The following is a 19,024-nucleotide window of genomic DNA, read 5'->3' on the forward strand; positions in this document are numbered from 1 at the left end:
TTATTCAACCTTTCAAAATACATATTGTTTATTCACCATATAAGGGATATGATTATGAAAAATACATATTACGGAGTGATTCTTTCGTATGAAAATGTCTAAAAAGGATTTCTTTTTTAATATATTAAATGGGATGGCGATTGGTATCGTCGTTGCATTAATTTCTAGTGCATTACTCGGAGAAGTACTAAAGTTTTTTGGACGTTATTCTGATATCTTTATAACGATCGGTAATGCAGTCAGTTCGTTTCAGTTAATTACGTCAGTGATTATTGGTGTATTAGCGGGGATGAACTTAAAGTTTGACGGAATTCGTAGCGTTATTTTAGGTGGAGCAGCGTTAATTGGTTCTGGAGCGTTAGTGTTTGAAGAAACGGGTGTCCGTTTACAAGGAATGGGAGATCTAATTAACGTTTTAATTACGCTCATTATTGCAGCGGCTATTATCGTATTCATTGGCGATAAACTCGGATCTCTGAACATCGTATTTTTACCGTTTCTCGGTGGTGTCGTTCCCGGTTTAATCGGATTAATGATCTTACCGTACTCAAAACTTGTGACGACAAGTTTAGGTGAATTAATTGCGCACTTTACAGATTTAAATCCGCTTCTCATGACGATTTTAATTTGTGTATTTTACTCTGCATTTCTCGCAACACCAATTTCACTCGTTGCGATTGCGACTGTTGTAAGTCTTTCTGGACTTGCGAGTGGTGCAGCAAACTTAGGAATTTTAACAGCATGTATGACGTTTTTATTCGGTTCAATTGGAATTAACAACAAAGGTACGATTATCGCTCTCATCATCGGTACAGGTAAAATGATGATGCCTGTGTACTTCAAAAACCCAATTATCGCAGTGCCGTTAGTCATTAACGGAATTATCGTCGGTGCGACAGGATACTTTATGAACGTTCAAGGTACACCGATGTCAGCAGGTTTTGGTCACACAGGATTAGTTGGTCCAATTAACTCGTTAGCGTTAATGGACGGTAGTACGAGTATGAATATCGCTAAACTTACAGTGGCGTATCTCATCGTTCCTGTCATCGCTGCATTTATCGTCGACAAACTATGCTTAAAGTTTCTACCAAAATATACGAGAGAAATGTTCTTATTTAAACCATAAAAAGGGACTGGGACATAAGTCTATCCTAAATTAAAAAGCGCACACTACTCCTTGGGGGAGTAGTGTGCGCTTTTTTATGTTGAATTCAACACATTATTAGTACAAAAAAATAAGACCCTCAGATACAATGTAAGTAACTACACAAACACGAAAAGAGGAATCTTATGTATAAGAATTATAACATGAATCAAATCACACTGCCAATGGATTTAGAAGTACTTATCCCCGAAAATGACATCTCAATAACGATACATAACTTGGTAGAAAGTATCCCAAATACTGTGTTTGAAAACTTTCGTACGAATCAAGGGGCTTCTTCTTATCATCCCAAAATGATGTTAAAAATCTTACTCTGTGCATATAGTCAGTCTATATTTTCTGGACGAAAAATCGAAGCCCTGCTCCACGATAGTATTCGAATGAAATGGTTAGCACAAGATCACACACCTTCTTACCGAACAATCAATCGTTTTCGTGTACATCCTCAAATGGCTGCATTACTTCAATCTGCTTTTATTCAGTTTAGAGTTCAACTTGAGTCAAATGGTCTCATTGATTCAGACGCAATATTTATAGATGGAACAAAGATTGAAGCCAATGCAAACAAGTATACATTTGTGTTTAGAAAAAATATTGATCGTTATGAATCGCAACTCCTCGAAAAATCAAAAAAGAAATATCATGAACTCGTAGATACAAATATTATTCCTGAAATTGAACGAGAGTCAGACACTCCGCTTACTGCAGAAGAAATCGCAGTTATCCATGCCGAACTGACAGAAGTTGAAACATCCCATACGCAAGACATAAAACGAACAACGGATGTTGTAGCACGAAGAGAAATTCGAAAAAAACGTTCAGAAATTCGACGTTCTAAAAAAGCATTTAAAGATTATCTCGAACGACGATTAGTTTATCAGAAACAGCGCACATTGATCGGTGAACGGAATAGTTATTCGAAGACAGATACAGATGCGACGTTTATGCGTATGAAAGAGGATCACATGCAGAATGGACAACTCAAGGCAGGGTACAATTTACAGATCGCAACAAATCAGCAGTATGTCCTAGGTTACGATATTTTTTGGAACCCAACAGATACGCGAACACTTGATCCGTTTCTTTATACAATGGCACATACATTTGAACATTTACCCCAATACATTGTCGCAGATGCGGGATATGGGAGTGAATCAAACTATGAATGCATCGCTGATAAATATGAGAGACAGGCTTTGATTCCGTACAATACATATCACAGAGAACAAAAACGGAAGTTTAAATCAGATGAGATGCATCCAAATCATTGGCCATACGATGAACTTGATGATTATTATATATGTCCAAATAATCGTCGCTTATATTTAAATCATCATACAACTCAAACAGATAAATATGGTCACCAGAGAGTCTATAAAATTTATGAATCTGAATCATGTGAAGACTGTCCATTAATGACACTGTGTAAAAGTTCTACATCTTCTCGTCCAAAGCAGATTCGAAAAAATATGAACCTAGAGTATTTCAAAGCTCAGGCAAACAAGTTGCTTTCAAGTCCGGAAGGTCGTCGTCGATATGCGCAACGCAAAATCGATGTCGAGACAACTTTTGGAAACTTGAAGGCTAATTTAGGTTTCACACGGATGTCTGTCCGTGGCAAAGACGCTGTGAGAAATGAGTTAGGTATCGCCTTAATGGCGGTAAACTTAAGAAAGCTTACCTGTCAGTCGGCAAATTTTAAAATCAAAACTAAAAAAACAGCCTAGAAATCTTAAACAGAAGATTTCTAGGCTGTTTTACCTAAGGAGTGGAATCATTTGTCCCAGCCCCTTTTTTAATTAAACGGATATGGTAACGGCCCACGCTGAGTACTCATCCATTTTAAATCTGTAAAATCTTCTAACACATATGGATTCCCGTAACGTCCCATACCACTATTTTTAACGCCACCAAACGGTATATTCGGAAAATCAAGAACCGTTTGTTCATTGACGTGTACCATACCACTTTCTATTTGTTCCGCATACATTTGACCTTTTTCAACATCTTCAGTAAATATCGCAGCCGATAATCCGTAATCTGTATCGTTTGCAAAACGAATCGCCTCATCGTTAGAACGTGCTTTTATAATTAACGCTATCGGACTAAATAATTCAGTTTGTGCGATCTCACTGTCATTTTTAATATCTTTAAAGATAAATGGTGTGACAAAATTACCACTCACTTCACCTTCTAACACCATTTCTCCAGACTCTTTTGCCATTTCGATAAATTTCTTAGTTTTTTCAAGCTGTGTTTTATTAATAATCGGACCGATGATTCCAACTTTATTGTGTTCGACACTCATTTTTAAATTTTCAGTTGCCGCTTTAAATTTATCGATAAACTCTTCATATACTGATTCATGAACGATGATTCGATTTACACTCATACATATTTGACCGGAATGTAAAAATTTCCCAGGAATTAACGCACGTACTGCATGATCTAAATTCGCATCATCCATAACGATAAAAGGACTATTCCCGCCAAGTTCTAGCGCTGTCGATATAAATCTATCGTTTGTTACTTTACGAATGTGTTTACCAACTGCAGTCGATCCTGTAAAACTAATCGCATTAATTTTCTCATGCGTAAAAAATACCTCACCAACAAGTTTCGGTTCAGTTAACACCATCTGAAAAACGTTACTCGGTACTCCCGCTTCTCTTAATAATACTGCCGGTATCGACCCACTCACGATTCCTGTTTGAACGTCTGGTTTATGGACGACCGCATTGCCTAACGCTAGTGCTGGCGCAATTGTACGCATCGATAAATGTAACGGGAAGTTAAATGGCGCAACGGACGACACTACTCCTTTTGGTGAGCGGTAAATTAAATTTTTCTTACCTGGTATAAGAGATGAACGATTTCCAACGTGTCCAATCTTTTCTACTAATTTTAAAGACTCTCTTAAAATATTAATCGTCGCAACGTATTCAGCATTCGCTTTAACAAACGTACTTCCACTCTCTTTAATTAAGACGTCTACGATATTTTTTCTATGCTGTATAAATAGTTTGATAAGGTTTTTAAGTACTTTCTTACGTTGTTTCGGATTGTGTTTCCATTCACTGTTATCCGCAACTTCAAATGCCTTGTTCGTTTGCTCTAAACTCGCGAGCGGAATTTCTGCAACCAACGAGTCGTCAAACGGGTTTAACGACTGAAATACTTCTCCACTGTCGCCTTCAACAAATTTTCCATCTATATAACTTTTATTTAAAGTTAAAAATATATTCATATCATCACTCCATTTTTATACTATACCCAAAAAATATTTTATTAATTCAAAACATATCTATTTACTAGGAATTAAAAATGTCCTATAATCGATTTATCAAAATTTTAAGAAGGATGTTATTCATGGACGCTACATTTATTATTATAAATCTAGTTGTATTTTTTGCGCTCCTTGTTGGAGTTTTTTTCATGCAAAAAAAGCATATTAAATTTTCATACCGCGTATTAATCGCACTCGGTATTGGTTTAGTATTCGGAGGAATTCTTCAGCTTCTATATGGTGCTGATTCATACGTTACGACTCAAACGACAGGTTGGATGGGCCTCATCGGAAATGGCTTCATTCGATTACTACGTATGATCGTTATTCCACTGATCTTCGTATCAATCTTAAGTGCATTTGCGAAATTAGAAGTTAGAGAGAAATTTTTAAAGTCTGCAGTTAAGGCGATTTCGATTTTACTCATTACCGTTGCAATTTCTGCGGTAATTGGTATTACGACAGCTATCGCATTTAACTTAGACGCTTCAAGTATTAATTTAGGGGAAGCTGAAAACGCACGTAGTTTAGATATTGAATCTACAGCTTCAGAAATTGAAGGGTTAACGTTACCAGAACAAATTACGCAACTGATCCCAGCAAATCCATTTTTAGACTTTACAGGTCAGCGTGGTGCTTCGACAATTGCGGTCGTAATTTTCACAGCATTACTCGGATATAGTTTATTAAAGTTTAAAAAACACGATGAAGTACGTGCAAACAAATTATCAGAGGGGATTTTAATCCTCAACGATTTCGTCATGGAACTCGTTAAAATCATTTTACGCTTAACGCCATACGGAATTTTAGCAATTATGGCAAATACTGTTGCAACAAGTGACTTTAGAGCTTTAGTGGATTTAAGCTTATTCGTCGTCGCGTCTTACGTTGCACTCATTGCGATGTTTATCGTTCATTTAATTATTATTGCATTAACGGGGTTAAACCCATTCACTTACGTTAAAAAGACGGCTGAAGTGTTACTATTCGCATTTACGTCACGTTCAAGTGCAGGTGCGTTACCGTTAAATATTCAAACTCAAACGACACGTCTCGGTGTTCCGTCAAGTGTTGCAAACTTCTCTGCAAGTTTCGGATTATCGATTGGACAAAATGGATGTGCAGGAATTTACCCATCAATGCTTGCGATAATGGTTGCACCAGTTGCTGGAGTGAATGTTGACTTACAGTTTATACTCACGTTAATCGTCGTTATCGTAGTTACAAGCCTTGGTATCGCTGGTGTAGGAGGCGGTGCGACGTTTGCTGCCATTATCGTTTTAAGTACGATGAACTTACCAGTCGCACTCGCTGCAGTATTAATTTCTGTTGAGCCGTTAATCGATATGGGACGTACAGCATTAAACGTTAGTGACTCTATGGTCGCAGGTACTGTAACAGCAAAAACTGACGGTACATTAGATAAAGACACTTACGATAATATGTCTTACGATGAACTTACAACTTCAAATATCTAACTTTTTTACGGTTCGATGTTTTAAAACATATAGACCGGGTATATATCTAGTACTTCAAAAATGAAAGGTATGATATGAATGAGTAAATTTGAAGGTAAAGTAGATCAATTAAAAGGTAAAGCAAAAGAAACAGCTGGTAAAGCGTTAAACGATAAGAGTAAAGAATTCGAAGGTAAAGCAGATCAAGCTGCTGGTAAAGCGAAAGATGCAGTAGACAATGCATCTAAAAAAACAAAAGACCAAATCGGTAAATTAGGCGAATAATCGCACGACAAAAGGAGTTCCATTCGGAACTCCCTTTTTTATTTTTCGATAATTTCAATACTATTTTTCACCTCTGCCCAGTGGTTAACGGGACCATGTCCGTGACCAACTTCGATACCTTCTTCAATCGCGCTTTGGATAAAACTCTTCGCCGTAATAATTGACGTTTTTAGATCATTTCCTTTAGCAAGTTCAGATGCGATACACGCTGCGAACGTATCCCCTGTACCGTGTGTACGATTTGTATCGATACGTGTGCCGCGCATCCAAAACTCTTTATCTTTTAAACTGACGAAGTCTTCAGCATATGAATCATCACGGTGTCCGCCTTTAATAATGACGTTTTCTGCCCCTAGTGCTTTTAAGTAATTCGCCGCTTCAACCATATCTTCTCCAGATTGAATCGTTAAGCCTGTTAACACTTCCGCTTCTGGAATGTTCGGTGTAATGACCGTTGCAAGTGGTACTAATTCTGACTTTATTGAGTCGATTGCGCCGTCTTCGAGTAATTTATGACCACCTTTTGCTATCATCACGGGATCTAATATGTACGGTCCAAAATCGACTCTTTTTAAGTTTTCTACAACACATTTTACATGTGCCTCACTTGCGAGCATACCTGTTTTACACGCACCGATTTTAAAATCATCTGCGAGAGAATCAAATTGTGCATCAATAAACTCTGTCGGTACATAATACGCGTCTTGTACGCCTTTTGTGTTTTGTGCAGTGAGTGCGACGACAATGCTCATTCCAAATACGTTACGCGCTTGAAATGTTTTTAAATCTGCTTGAATACCTGCGCCACCTCCAGAGTCTGAACCTGCGATTGTAACTGCTTGTGGTGTTGAGTTAATCATCTAATTGTCCTCCAAAATATAATCTATTTTTTGTTTTAAACAACTTACTTTTTCTGCAACGTTTTCTGCTAACATAATTTCAGATACAATAGCTGCACCTTTTACTCCTGTGTCTTTTAATACGTCTATGTTTTCTTCTTTAAGACCACCGATCCCAACAGATGGCACGTTCGTATGTTGAATGACCTCGACTAACGCTTCTTTCGACTGAACAATCGTTTCTTTTGTGTTTGTATCAAAGAATGCCCCTACGCCGAAATAATCTGCGCCACCTCTCTCTGCTTCTATCGCTCGAGTAGTTGTTTTTACAGTGACACCGAGTATTTTATCGTCACCTATAATTTGTCGAGTAATATGTACAGGTAGCTCGTCATCCCCGATATGAACCCCCGCAGCGTCAACTGCTAAAGCAATATCTACACGGTCATTAATAATAAGTGGCACGTTATATTTGTCCGTCACTTCTTTTACTTTAACGGCGAGATTATAAAACGCGTTTGTCGTTAACTCTTTTTCTCGTAGTTGTACGATTGTGACCCTATTTTTGCACGCTTCTTCAATGATCGATAAAAACTCATCATCGCTATAATCATAGCGCCCTGTCACTAAATATAAACTTAAATCGAATGTCATATGTATTCTCCTTTAACTTCTTTCGTCCAATCTGTATCTTTTAATAGAGATAACTCGTTTAATAAATGAAATCTAAATTCGTTAAGACCACGACTTTTCTCTGCTGCGACTTCACCGCAAATGTTAAAATAACTGACTCCGTTAATACATGCGTCTACAGGATGAAGACCACTACCTAAATTCGCAGCTATAAGCGCACCGACCGTGTCTCCAGTTCCAGTAAATTGACCGTTATATTCAACGCCATTCGATAGTTTCACTACATGATTTTTACTGACGATAATATCGACTGGACCTGTCGCTAAGAAGACCGTGTTTTCGTACGTACGTGTTTTATCCTTTAACGCATCAATTAACTCTTCTAAACGATCAGATTTCATATCCTCTTCGCCAGCGTCTACTCCTCGGCCGTGACTTTTCAGGTTACAAAAAGCACGCATTTCAGACATATTACCTTTTACTACTGTCAGATCAAGGTCAACAAGTGCGTCACCAATACTATTTCTAAACTGACTGACGCCATATCCGACTAAATCAACAACGACTGGCTTTTTATGAGAATTCGCACGCTTCGCTGCATGTACTAAATGTGTCGCTTCATTGTGTGGTAAACGCGCTAAGTTAATAAATAATGCGTCTACGGCTTGAATTACTTCATCTTGTTCTTCGATATGAGCGGCCATAATCGGTTTTGCACCGACATAGAGTAAACTGTTTGCAATCATTTCGATAGAAATCTGATTCGTAATACAGTTCACGAGCGGGCTCGATTGAAGCGGAAACCCCGGTTTAAAATCAAACAAAAAAAGCACTCCTTAATTATTTGCATAATTTCGGAGTGCTCAAAGAAGCCCTAAACATTTGTTACCTACGCCAGCATTATCTGTACAGGTTCAATGGGTATAATCTCAGCCACAAAAGTAGCACCCCGAAATGTCTATATTATTTTCTTAAGTATAACACATCAGTCGTCATTCATTGGATAATTTTGTCAATCGAATGCGGTATTTTCTTTAATATTAAGTTCACACCAGAGTTATTGATGTGTGTTGTAGATACTAAGTTCCCATATAATTTCATAGTATCTAACACACCAGCTTTAGAGATTACCGAAAACTCGGGGTATGTAATCTTTATACCGCCAAGCTCGTCGACTTGTAGAATTCCCTTTTCAATAAGCGTCTTCACTAAAGGTGAAGCGTTGTTTTCATCGGCTAAATTTTCGCCACTTAAGTTTGGACCGACCGCACTCACCATAACGTCTGCTGAATAACTACCATCTTCAGAGTTGATAACAAACTCGTCATCATAACTAATATCTTTTACTCCCGATACGTAAGTTAATTGTCCTGCTTCAATTAGTTCTACGATTTTTTCAGCGGTCATTTTTGGGAATGGTCCTGTTAATTGACCGTGTATGCCTTTTAGATGCTTCATATAATATTTTTTATCTTCTAACGATAAGTCATTCCACACTTCTCGAAGTACTTCTGACATTGCTTCAGCGATTTGTTGAACTACACCGAGCGTATCTAAATGTTCGAGTTGATATGTGAGAGAATCGAGGACTGGCATGTCATTGAGCTCTGTTAAAAGATGAAAATCTATACCTTGCTTCTTCGTTTCTTCTTTAAATATATCGACGATTGTTTGAATCGTGATGTCTCTATTTTGTTTTAGCGCTTCTACGTCGATATCGACTTCCGCTTCATTTCCTCTAATGAAGGGCACTGTGCCACTTCGTGACGTCACTAATATATCGTTTTTATAGTTATTGTGATGTAAATACATAATAATATCGAGTGACGTTAAGTTTGTCCCAATCACCCCGACAGATTTCGCGTTTAATAACACGTCACTATTGCGTTCTATCGGAAACGGTGTACTAATATATTTTTCAATTTCTTTTAAATCATAAATATCCGTTTGAGGTAACTGACCGATACATAAGTGTACGATATCGACTTCGTATGTTTCATCTGCATGGATGATAAAACTCTTTTCTTTCACATCGATATCATCGACGACTGACGGTACAAACGTCACTCGGTTATCTTTTATGTAATCTAAAAATACGTCTTTAGAATACTCACCAAATTCTGGTCGAGTAATAAATTCATGCTGTAATAAGTCCGGATCATGTTTCTTTAAATATTTGACGTATTCTTTTTTATCGTCCCACGGTGCGAGTGTCATCTTTTTTAGTCGCTGATTGAGTAGCAGTGCGTCATCATCTGGACCGAATGGATATCCAGTCCCTGCGGTATTTAAATCATCGAACATATAAATTTCCATATCTGGATTATCGATATGGTCAATATAGTAGCGAAGTGTTCCGATGCCGGCCATGCCTGCACCGACAATTGCGATTTTCATATAGAACCTCTTTTCTAACTGTTTCATTACTCATACCCGTTTCGCATAATAAAAACTCCTGTCTAGAATGATGTGCTACCCAAAAGTTGGACAATAAACTCCAACTTTAGGGGTGTTTTTGTATGAAGTATAAAAAGCATAGCTTTGAATTTAAGGTAAAAGTAGTTAATGAACTACAAAAACCCACCTGAAATTCGTTGGTATAAGTCGCATGGCGAGCAGTATCATGCAAAATTTATGCTTCATAACAATAATGGTGAGGAATCCACATTAATTCTAGGCTCATCTAACTTTACAAGACGTAACTTGAAAGACTTAAACTTAGAAACAGACCTTATTGTGAAGTCAAATTCGGACAGCGAAGAAATGATTGCTATGAACGAATACTACAATAGACTTTGGAACAACGAAGATGGTATTTACACGCTCGATTATGAAGAAGAAAGAGAAGATAGTGTTATGAAAACAATTCTCTACAGAATTCAAGAAGGGCTAGGTCTTTCCACATTTTAGGGATAGTTATCTTACATAGTTCTTTTTATTAATATGCTCATGCTAAATAGATATAGAATCACTAGACGATCTAAGTTCATTAAAAATAACACTTGTAAATACAGATACACGTAGTAATCACGAGAGTATACTAAAAACAAACACGTATATCGCAAAATAGGAATAAACTTCCTATGTTTATCCCTATTTTTATTTGGCAATATTAATAGTTTTCGATATAATTACACTGAATCAATTAGATTAAGGAGAAAATGCTAATGAGATTTCTATTGATGTTATGTTTACTAACATTAACTCTTTCTGCTTGTAGCCAATCACAAGAAAATCCTGAAGAGATTGTCGTTGAGCGAAAGAATAGTTCAGAACAAGACAAACAAGTAATAGACAAAAAGAAAGATAAAGATAATGAGAGCAATAAAAAAGCAGATATGAAAAAAGATACTAAGGATAAGTCAAAAGAGAAACAGTCTTATGAAAATCTAACTGTTAATGACATCGTTGCAATGGCGCTTAAAGAAGATTCAATCAGCGACATTAGTATAACTGCTGATGATTTGTTATCTGGCTCTTTTGAACATAGCGCACCTAGTTTTACTTCAGTTGAACAAATAGACCGTTTACTATTAAGTCCCATGGATTATCATATTTCCCCTGGCTTGACTAAAAATCAAAAAATTTATTCAGTATCTCCACCAAAAACAAACGCACAATCTATAATAATTATAGATGAAGAAACAAATGAAATTGTCATAACAGGAACTCAACAAACTTTGTCTTATGCAGAATTCAGAGAAATAGGATATGTGTTTAATATTAAAGATCTTTTTGAAAAATACTACGATGATGATTTAGAAAAGATATCACAAAAAATTGTTTTAACTAATGAAATGACTTACGAAGATTACTCAAAAGAAGATATCATCGCTCTAGCGTGGCTGACATATTTTTACAATGATGAAACAATAGATTCGATTCCAGTAGATCCGACAACGCCTTACCTCACATATAGTGATATGAGTAATGAGCCACTAAATCCCTATAATATAGATAGTACTGTGCCTCTACCGGAAGGAACGACACATATTCATGCTGAAGTGCTCGCTGATGGACAAGTGACTTTTATCGATAACAAAGATGGTACATTTACGTATTATTTCGTGCCTTCACATTTTCAAGATCGAAGATGGCTAGATGATGATAATTACTCACTCAACGAATCTAAGAGAATTATTAATGAGGCAAAAGTTTTACCTATCCTTGAAGTTCCTTACGATATCTTGAAATCCTACAGCATTATCGTACAACCATCAGAGTATTGATTTTTACATTTTCTATAATTATGTAAATAAAAAAATACGGTAAATGATTCAAGAATCATTTACCGTATTTTTGTTTTATTCGTCCTCTGTTATGAGTAAAATATCTCTCCTTATAAGAATCCGATTTGGATAATGAATAATACCGCAAACACATATATTAAAGGATGAACTTCTTTACCTCTACCTGCAACGAGTTTGAGTAACGGATATGTGATAAATCCGAGCGCGATTCCCGTTGCGATACTTGCCGTAAATGGCATCGTTAAAACGATAATAAACGTTGGGAATGCGTCATCAAAACGCGACCAATTGACTTTCGCTAATCCCGTCATCATAAAGCTACCAACGATTATAAGTGCTGGTGCTGTAATTGCAGATAACGCTGAAATAGATTCAATAATCGGTGAAAAGAATAACGTTAACATAAATAGTACCGCTACGACTAACGTCGTAAGCCCAGTACGTCCACCGACTTGAACACCTGATGATGATTCAATATACGCACTTGACGGTGTCGAACCAAACGTCGCACCAACTGTCGTTGCGACCGCATCTGCCATTAACGCCTTTTTAGCACCTGGTAGTTCGCCGTTTTTCATCAGCCCTGCTTGTTCAGCAACACCGATCATCGTACCTGTCGTGTCGAATAGTGTTACAAGTAAAAATGCGAATACGACTGAGTATAGCGATTGACTAAATACTCCGCCTAAGTCGATATCAAAAAATACTGGTGACGGAGGCGTAGATACGACACCATTATCGATGTGAAGAAGTCCAGTCACGTAACCGATAATTGCCGTCACGAGCATCCCGATAAATAATGCCCCTTTAACGTTACGCGCAACAAGAATTAACGTCAGCAATAAACCAACGACTGTTAGTATCGTTACCGGTGACTTAATATCACCAAACGCAACGAGCGTTCCTTCATCTGCCACGACAATACCTGACATTTTTAAACCGAGTGACGCGATAAATAAACCAATACCACTTGCGACTCCAACTTTTAACGGTGCCGGAATCGAGCGGATCAGTGTTTCACGAAGTGACGTAAATGTTAGCAGTAAAAATATTACCCCTGCAAAAAACACTGTTCCGAATACTGCTTGATACGTCACACCTTCGGTGAATACGACCGACACAAAATATGCGTTCATACCCATACCAGGCGCAATTGCGATTGGATAATTCGCCCATAACGCCATAATGAGCGTACCGATAACTGCAGAAATCACCGTCGCAATAAATACTTGGTTAAACGGTACCCCAGCCGCAGATAAAATCGCTGGGTTTACGATGACGATATACGCCATCGTAAGAAACGTTGTCAGACCCGCAATTAACTCCGTACGGACGTCTGTCCCACGTTCATGTAACTTAAAGAATTCATTCATAATTATATTCTCCCTAATGATTAAACTAACATACTAATTTTACGCTTCATTCGCTTAGTCGTCTAGAGGTTCTCACTACTTCACGATCACAACTGGTATTTTTGATTTCTTCGTGACTTGATGACTCACGCTTCCGAGCATCATCTCTTGGAATGCGTTTAACCCTCTTGAACCGATAACGACAACGTCATAAGTACCTTCGTTTGCGATTGCTACTACTTTTCGGATCGGATTCCCCGATTCTAAACGGAGTTGATAATTTACATTGTTTGAATCATATAATTCAGTAATTGGCTGAAGCACTTTAATATGTTTCTCTTTTATATCTTTCTCGCCAGGTTCGTCTTGTAAAAAGTCGTATTTCACCGCTTCAGTTTCTAATACACTTAACACTGTTATGACGCTTTCTTCACTTCTAAAATTTAACGCTTCTTTTGCAGCGCGGAAACTATAATCCGAGCCGTCTGAAGCGAGTAGTATTGATTTATACATCATCGTGCACTCCTTTTTGTATGAGATGAGACTCTTCTATCGTAGTTCGTGTTATAAACTTATCATAACTGTTTTTAGATAAATGTGTCACGTACACTTGATTGTGTGTTTTTAGTTGATGAACAATCTGTTCAATCGCCTCTAATCCAGCGTCATCGTATATTCTTGAGTCGTCGAAATTTAAGTATATTGTCTGGCCTTTATCGTTTAAATCGATATGGTCTATCATCGATTCAATCGACGCGTAAAATATATTACCCGCCACTTTATACGTAACGACGTCACTTACTTCTTTTGTCACTGATACGTTCGATATTTTTCTTAAGAAAAATAACGCACTTAAAAGCACTCCGAGAATCACCCCGACCGCTAAGTTGTTCGTTAAAACGACTGCTACAACTGTAATGAGCATGACGAAAATATCGCTCTTTTCAGCGTACTTCACGTATTTAAACGTGCCCCAGTCAAATGTCTTTAACGCGACCATTACCATAATCGCTGCGAGTACAGACATCGGAATCTGAACCATAATATCGCCTAAAACGAGTATCATAAACATTAAAAAGGCACCTGCAGTAAACGTCGAAAGACGTGTTGTACCACCGTACTCAACACTTACGACTGATTGTCCGATCATCGCACAACCACCCATTCCACCGAAGAAACCTGTAATAATATTTGAAATCCCTTGTCCGCGAGATTCCTTATTTTTGTTACTCATCGTACCTGTCGCATCATCGACGATTTTAGCTGTCAATAAACTCTCAACGAGTCCGACAATCGCCATAGAAATCGAGTAAGGTAAAACGATCAGTAGTGTTTCTAACGTATACGGTACATTCGGAATAATTAATTCTGGTAATGTACGTTTAATTTCCCCTAGGTCACCGACTGTTTTAATATCTGCACCAAAGATAATATATACACTCGTTAAAATGACAATCGCAAATAGTGGTGCTGGAATCGTCTTAACAAAACGCGGTGTAATATACACGATCAGTAACGTGACAGTGACATATATGTATGTCGCAAATGATATATTAAAAATATGCTCAAGTTGTGCCATAAAGATTAAAATCCCTAGAGCATTCACAAAACCAATCATGACGGAATTCGGTATAAACTTCAGTAAAGAACCGACTTTTAGCAACCCAAAAATGACTTGGATAATCCCCATCACAATCGTTGCGAAGATTAAATAATCAACACCATACTCCTTAACAAGTGGGCTCACTAAAAGCGCAATCGCACCGGCAGCTGCAGAAATCATCGCTGGTCGACCACCTAAAAACGAAATAGAAATCGCCATAACAACCGACGCATATAGCCCAACCATCGGTTCGACACCTGCAATAAAAGAAAAAGCAATCACTTCTGGAATTAACGCAAGTGAGACGACAATCCCTGCCAATATATTTTGAAGCGGCTGATTTAGCCACTCGGCTTTTATTTTTTCTACCATAGTAACCTCCAGTTTACAAACATCTATTATAATGGAAATAACAGTATAGTTGCATGTAAAATCTACTATATTATAATTTAAGAAGAAAAAACACAACGTATAATGTGAGGTGGTAATTTTTGAAAAAAGTATTATACACATTCGCTTCACTTTCACTCATACTCGCTGCGTGTAGTAAAAAAGACGTGGTAGACACTGAGAAGCCTGAAAACGAAGTCGAACGTTCGCATCAAGAAGCGAAATCTGATACAGAAAAAGACAAAGAAGAAACTGAAACAAAAGAAGACACACCCCTAATCGCATTTGAAGACTTAACGACAGAACATCTATTAGCAATGACGATTTACGAACAACAAGTAATCGACGAATTTAACGAATACGTATTACCAACAGCAGACGAGATATTCGCTGGGGAGTATTCGCGTCCTCTTTACCCTGGTGGTGAAAGCGCTGACGTAACAAATAAAATACCAGAAGTCAGTATAATAAGTGTAGACGTCACTGACGTACTCGTAGATACACCACAAGATCCACTCACATTCTACGTCGTCAACCCACCAAGCATGGGTGGAATGTCCGTATTTGCAGTCGGAGAAACATACACGTTACTTTATTCATCACTCGGCGAACTTACATATCAAGAAGCTTTAAACTATGGCCATCAATATAACATTAAGGAATTATACGAAAAACATAAAAACAACGAAAACATATTAAACCTCATGGAACGAATGAACAGCTATGAAAATATGGAAGCGTATTACGAAAAAATAGATTCTATGTATGGAGAATAAAAAATACATTTTAAAATTACTACATTCTAACTGAAGGAGTTTCAATCATGCGTTCAAACGTTAACTTTAACACGAAGATTATTCATAACTGTCAGACAGAAAAAGAAGCGGGCGCAATCGTTCAACCGATTGTTCCAGCTGTTGCATACTCATTTGACTGTACGACTGATGCTCAGCATGCGACAAAATGTGCATCTGAAATTCATTACGGTCGTTACGGTAATGATACGACTAAGCAATTAGAACAAAAAATCGCGAGTCTAGAAGAAGCAGACGATGCACTTGCAGTAAGTAGCGGTATGGCAGCAATTAGTATCGCACTACTCTCACAACTAAAATCCGGTGATCACGTACTCGTTACAAAAGACTTATACGGCGGTACGTACAGTTTCTTAACAAAAATCGCAAGCCGATATAACATCGAATACGACTATATCGACTGCACTAATACAAATACGATAGAACAACATATTAAAGACAATACAAAAGTGATTTTTATCGAAACACCATCCAACCCGACGTTAACAATATTAGACATAGAAGCAATATCACACGTCGCAAAGAAACATCACTTACAAGTCATTATCGATAACACGTTTATGTCACCATACTTACAGCGCCCACTCACACTCGGCGCAGATATCGTCGTACATAGTGCAACAAAATACTTAAACGGTCACGGCGACGTCGTTGCAGGTCTCATTTGTGGATCAAACAAAGACATCGCATTTATGCGTCAAAACATCATGGGAGAACTCGGACAAAACTTAAACGCGTGGGATGCGTTCTTAATCCTCCGTGGGATTAAAACATTATCCGTACGAATGGATAGACACTGTGAAAATGCAAAAGCAGTATTTCACTACCTAAACACACATCCATTCGTCAAAAACGTCTATTTCCCGGGTGATGAAAACCATCCACAAAAAGAAATTATAGAGAAACAAATGGCAGACAGTGGCGCAGTCGTATCATTTGAAATCGATGGAGATTCAACGATGGCAGAAGCACTATTAAACCATTTAAAACTCATCATCATATCATTCAGTTTAGGTGACCCAGAAACACTCATCCAACACCCAGCATCCATGACACACTCAGCAATACCAGTGGACGAGTTACATAAATTCAATCTAACAGAAAGCCTCATACGTCTGTCCGTTGGACTTGAAGCGGCAGAAGACATTATCAACGACTTAGATCAAGCGTTTGATAAGGTAAAAGAAGAGTTTCAGAAGTAAATAACATTAAAAAACTCCGTTAAAATTGGATTTAAATTCCATTTAACGGAGTTTTATATTATAAGTATTATAGTAATACTGTTTTAATTCTATGCTTGATGTAATTTGGTACATTATCTTCATTAATTAACCCCGTAAGCACTTAATTTTTTCTCTGTCAGTACAAATATCAGTATAAATCCAACAACAATATTTGCACTTTGGAAAATTATAGACCATGTAAATATGGAGTCACTTAATAGACATATTAACGATAGAATATCGATTATGATAAAAGGTACAAATATAGTTGAAACTATAAAGAATATTTTATACATCAATTCAAAAGCTGTCTTTTGTGCGAGATTCCAGTTATGATCATTAGTCAAAGCCTTCTTAGTTCTATAACCTACAAAGTTATTTGCTTTTTTAATAGGTTCATCTTTTAAAAATTTACCGATTAGACATAAAATAATAGTTGCATTAATTAACATAATATCTTTCCCTTTCTTCAATAACTTGCGACATCAGGATTACGATTGCAAATTATCAAGTTGATAGTTGTTTACCTGATAAGCAATTATCGAGAGTACAAAAATATATAACACTTTATGCAACAAATATATCATTTAACAAAATTATTTATACACACCAATACACCAAACACGTTGAAAATTTAAATATCTTTTTCTAATCTCGACAACGCATATTTTTCTATATACTCATCTACTTGTTCCCTAGAAACAAAACCATCTGATTCATCTTCTACAATCGCAAATTCACGATATTTTTCTTTAACTAGTTCGGGATACTCGATTTCTGTTACTTTTGATTTTGTAGCTAATTTTTTTAATTTTTCGATCTCATTTGACATTGATATATCACCTTTTTATATAATAATTATTTTTAATCTACTTTAAAACCTAATGTATTAATTGTAATTTGTCAAAAATTTAATTTATTTAATTAAATAATTACTCCTGTACGACCCTATTGTACCTAGTTCTTTTTTGACGTGTACTTTTTCTCACTTGTTTTTTAACTTCTTCATTAACTTGCGATGTAAGGTTTCCTATCGGAAAGCACCACGTAATCATTTTCTATTGATAAGCAATTATCGAGAGTGAAAAAATTCATAACAATAATTTGAGGTTAAGAGTTACACTTGCAATACCAATATCCAATCCAATACTGTACATAACATCACCTCAGATAGTTTAATATTACTCATAATTATACCAATTAAATACAAAGAAACCAGTATTCAAAATAGAATACTGGTTCCTATTTCCACCTATTCCCCAAACAAATCTCCAAAGTTTTCACCACCGAGACTTTCTACAACTTTAGATAGCTCGTTTAACTTTTCTCTGAATGCTTCTGATGATTTCAGCTGTTCAGGCAGTTCGTTTACACGTACAAATTTTAGCTCGTCCGCAGCTTTTTTATACACTTCGATTTCTAGTTTACTTGACGGATATTCAGCCTCTACTTCTAGCTTATAGTGCACATTTTCATCCGTTAGTGAAATGACGATTTCTAGCTCGTCTTCTCCTCCTGAAACTCCATCGTTAAAGAGTTTCGACTCTAACTCGCTTTCTATGATTAGAAAGTTGTTATTGTCCGCTTCCTTTACAGAAATATCAAAAAGAATGTCTTCTAACTCTCGTAATAACTCTCTGACTTTGCGTCTATTCGTTAATTGTTCACTCATAATGATGCCTCCTTTTTATATTCCCCTCTCTTATTATTATATCAAATTTTA

The 19,024-nt window shown here is 36.9% G+C and carries 19 protein-coding genes and 1 riboswitch; of the genes, 8 read left to right on the forward strand and 11 right to left on the reverse strand.

Going from position 1 to position 19,024, the window contains the following annotated elements:
- The first annotated feature begins 88 nt into the window (after positions 1-88).
- Both HMPREF3177_RS03200 and HMPREF3177_RS03205 read left to right on the forward strand, forming a co-directional pair.
- The gene (locus HMPREF3177_RS03200; RefSeq protein ID WP_070457087.1) at positions 89-1,129 is read left to right on the forward strand and encodes a PTS sugar transporter subunit IIC; all 1,041 of its coding nucleotides are present in this window, start codon (positions 89-91) and stop codon (positions 1,127-1,129) included.
- A 164-nt stretch (positions 1,130-1,293) separates the two neighbouring features.
- Positions 1,294-2,895 carry an IS1182 family transposase gene (locus HMPREF3177_RS03205; protein WP_148128597.1) on the forward strand — a complete coding sequence of 534 codons (1,602 nt, stop codon included), beginning with the start codon at positions 1,294-1,296 and terminating at the stop codon, positions 2,893-2,895.
- Between the two features lie 68 nt (positions 2,896-2,963).
- Here HMPREF3177_RS03205 and HMPREF3177_RS03210 read toward each other — a convergent pair whose 3' ends face one another.
- Positions 2,964-4,415 (reverse strand): aldehyde dehydrogenase family protein, encoded by a 1,452-nt coding sequence (locus HMPREF3177_RS03210; protein WP_070457088.1) that lies wholly within the window; start codon positions 4,413-4,415, stop codon positions 2,964-2,966.
- Positions 4,416-4,537: 122 nt separating this feature from the next.
- On the opposite strand from HMPREF3177_RS03210, the gene HMPREF3177_RS03215 reads away from it, so the two are divergent.
- A complete protein-coding gene (locus HMPREF3177_RS03215) occupies positions 4,538-5,932 on the forward strand; it encodes an L-cystine transporter (protein WP_070457089.1) in 1,395 nt (464 codons plus the stop codon).
- Positions 5,933-6,010: 78 nt separating this feature from the next.
- Positions 6,011-6,196 carry a CsbD family protein gene (locus HMPREF3177_RS03220; protein WP_040928447.1) on the forward strand — a complete coding sequence of 62 codons (186 nt, stop codon included), beginning with the start codon at positions 6,011-6,013 and terminating at the stop codon, positions 6,194-6,196.
- A gap of 38 nt (positions 6,197-6,234) precedes the next feature.
- Here HMPREF3177_RS03220 and thiD read toward each other — a convergent pair whose 3' ends face one another.
- From thiD to HMPREF3177_RS03240, 4 genes are all read right to left on the reverse strand, one after another.
- Positions 6,235-7,056, reverse strand: coding sequence for a bifunctional hydroxymethylpyrimidine kinase/phosphomethylpyrimidine kinase (gene thiD / locus HMPREF3177_RS03225; RefSeq protein WP_070457090.1), 822 nt, complete (start codon positions 7,054-7,056; stop codon positions 6,235-6,237).
- The gene (thiE, locus tag HMPREF3177_RS03230) at positions 7,057-7,689 is read right to left on the reverse strand and encodes a thiamine phosphate synthase (protein ID WP_070457091.1); all 633 of its coding nucleotides are present in this window, start codon (positions 7,687-7,689) and stop codon (positions 7,057-7,059) included.
- On the reverse strand, positions 7,686-8,492 hold the full coding sequence (locus tag HMPREF3177_RS03235) for a hydroxyethylthiazole kinase (RefSeq protein ID WP_083286843.1): 807 nt from the start codon (positions 8,490-8,492) through the stop codon (positions 7,686-7,688). Before HMPREF3177_RS03235 ends, thiE begins: the two co-directional genes overlap by 4 nt.
- A gap of 43 nt (positions 8,493-8,535) precedes the next feature.
- Positions 8,536-8,630, reverse strand: a riboswitch (TPP riboswitch).
- Positions 8,631-8,664: 34 nt separating this feature from the next.
- The gene (locus HMPREF3177_RS03240) at positions 8,665-10,065 is read right to left on the reverse strand and encodes an FAD/NAD(P)-binding protein (protein WP_070457093.1); all 1,401 of its coding nucleotides are present in this window, start codon (positions 10,063-10,065) and stop codon (positions 8,665-8,667) included.
- 168 nt (positions 10,066-10,233) lie between these two features.
- Here HMPREF3177_RS03240 and HMPREF3177_RS03245 point away from each other — a divergent pair, with 168 nt between their 5' ends.
- Positions 10,234-10,578 (forward strand): phospholipase D-like domain-containing protein, encoded by a 345-nt coding sequence (locus HMPREF3177_RS03245; RefSeq protein ID WP_070457094.1) that lies wholly within the window; start codon positions 10,234-10,236, stop codon positions 10,576-10,578.
- 257 nt (positions 10,579-10,835) lie between these two features.
- Entirely contained in the window at positions 10,836-11,897 is a 1,062-nt protein-coding gene (locus HMPREF3177_RS03250) for a hypothetical protein (protein ID WP_070457095.1), read from the forward strand.
- A gap of 110 nt (positions 11,898-12,007) precedes the next feature.
- On the opposite strand, the gene HMPREF3177_RS03255 is transcribed toward HMPREF3177_RS03250, so the two are convergent.
- From HMPREF3177_RS03255 to HMPREF3177_RS03265, 3 genes are all read right to left on the reverse strand, one after another.
- Positions 12,008-13,291, reverse strand: a complete 1,284-nt coding sequence (locus HMPREF3177_RS03255; protein ID WP_210388784.1) for an NCS2 family permease — start codon at positions 13,289-13,291, stop codon at positions 12,008-12,010.
- A gap of 75 nt (positions 13,292-13,366) precedes the next feature.
- On the reverse strand, positions 13,367-13,783 hold the full coding sequence (locus HMPREF3177_RS03260; protein ID WP_070457097.1) for a universal stress protein: 417 nt from the start codon (positions 13,781-13,783) through the stop codon (positions 13,367-13,369).
- Positions 13,776-15,245, reverse strand: a complete 1,470-nt coding sequence (locus tag HMPREF3177_RS03265; RefSeq protein ID WP_070457098.1) for a SulP family inorganic anion transporter — start codon at positions 15,243-15,245, stop codon at positions 13,776-13,778. The genes HMPREF3177_RS03260 and HMPREF3177_RS03265 overlap by 8 nt, the downstream gene beginning before the upstream one ends.
- Before the next feature lie 119 nt (positions 15,246-15,364).
- Here HMPREF3177_RS03265 and HMPREF3177_RS03270 point away from each other — a divergent pair, with 119 nt between their 5' ends.
- Positions 15,365-16,039, forward strand: a complete 675-nt coding sequence (locus tag HMPREF3177_RS03270; RefSeq protein WP_070457099.1) for a hypothetical protein — start codon at positions 15,365-15,367, stop codon at positions 16,037-16,039.
- Positions 16,040-16,086: 47 nt separating this feature from the next.
- Positions 16,087-17,280, forward strand: a complete 1,194-nt coding sequence (locus HMPREF3177_RS03275) for a trans-sulfuration enzyme family protein (protein WP_070457100.1) — start codon at positions 16,087-16,089, stop codon at positions 17,278-17,280.
- Between the two features lie 122 nt (positions 17,281-17,402).
- Here HMPREF3177_RS03275 and HMPREF3177_RS03280 read toward each other — a convergent pair whose 3' ends face one another.
- The 3 genes from HMPREF3177_RS03280 to HMPREF3177_RS03290 form a co-directional block, all read right to left on the reverse strand.
- Positions 17,403-17,753, reverse strand: a complete 351-nt coding sequence (locus HMPREF3177_RS03280) for an SdpI family protein (protein ID WP_070457101.1) — start codon at positions 17,751-17,753, stop codon at positions 17,403-17,405.
- A gap of 182 nt (positions 17,754-17,935) precedes the next feature.
- Entirely contained in the window at positions 17,936-18,133 is a 198-nt protein-coding gene (locus HMPREF3177_RS03285) for a hypothetical protein (RefSeq protein WP_070457102.1), read from the reverse strand.
- Positions 18,134-18,553: 420 nt separating this feature from the next.
- A complete protein-coding gene (locus HMPREF3177_RS03290) occupies positions 18,554-18,973 on the reverse strand; it encodes a hypothetical protein (protein WP_070457103.1) in 420 nt (139 codons plus the stop codon).
- Between the last annotated feature and the right edge of the window lie 51 nt (positions 18,974-19,024).

Source organism: Nosocomiicoccus sp. HMSC09A07 (assembly GCF_001808485.1).
GTDB lineage: Bacteria > Bacillota > Bacilli > Staphylococcales > Salinicoccaceae > Nosocomiicoccus > Nosocomiicoccus ampullae_A.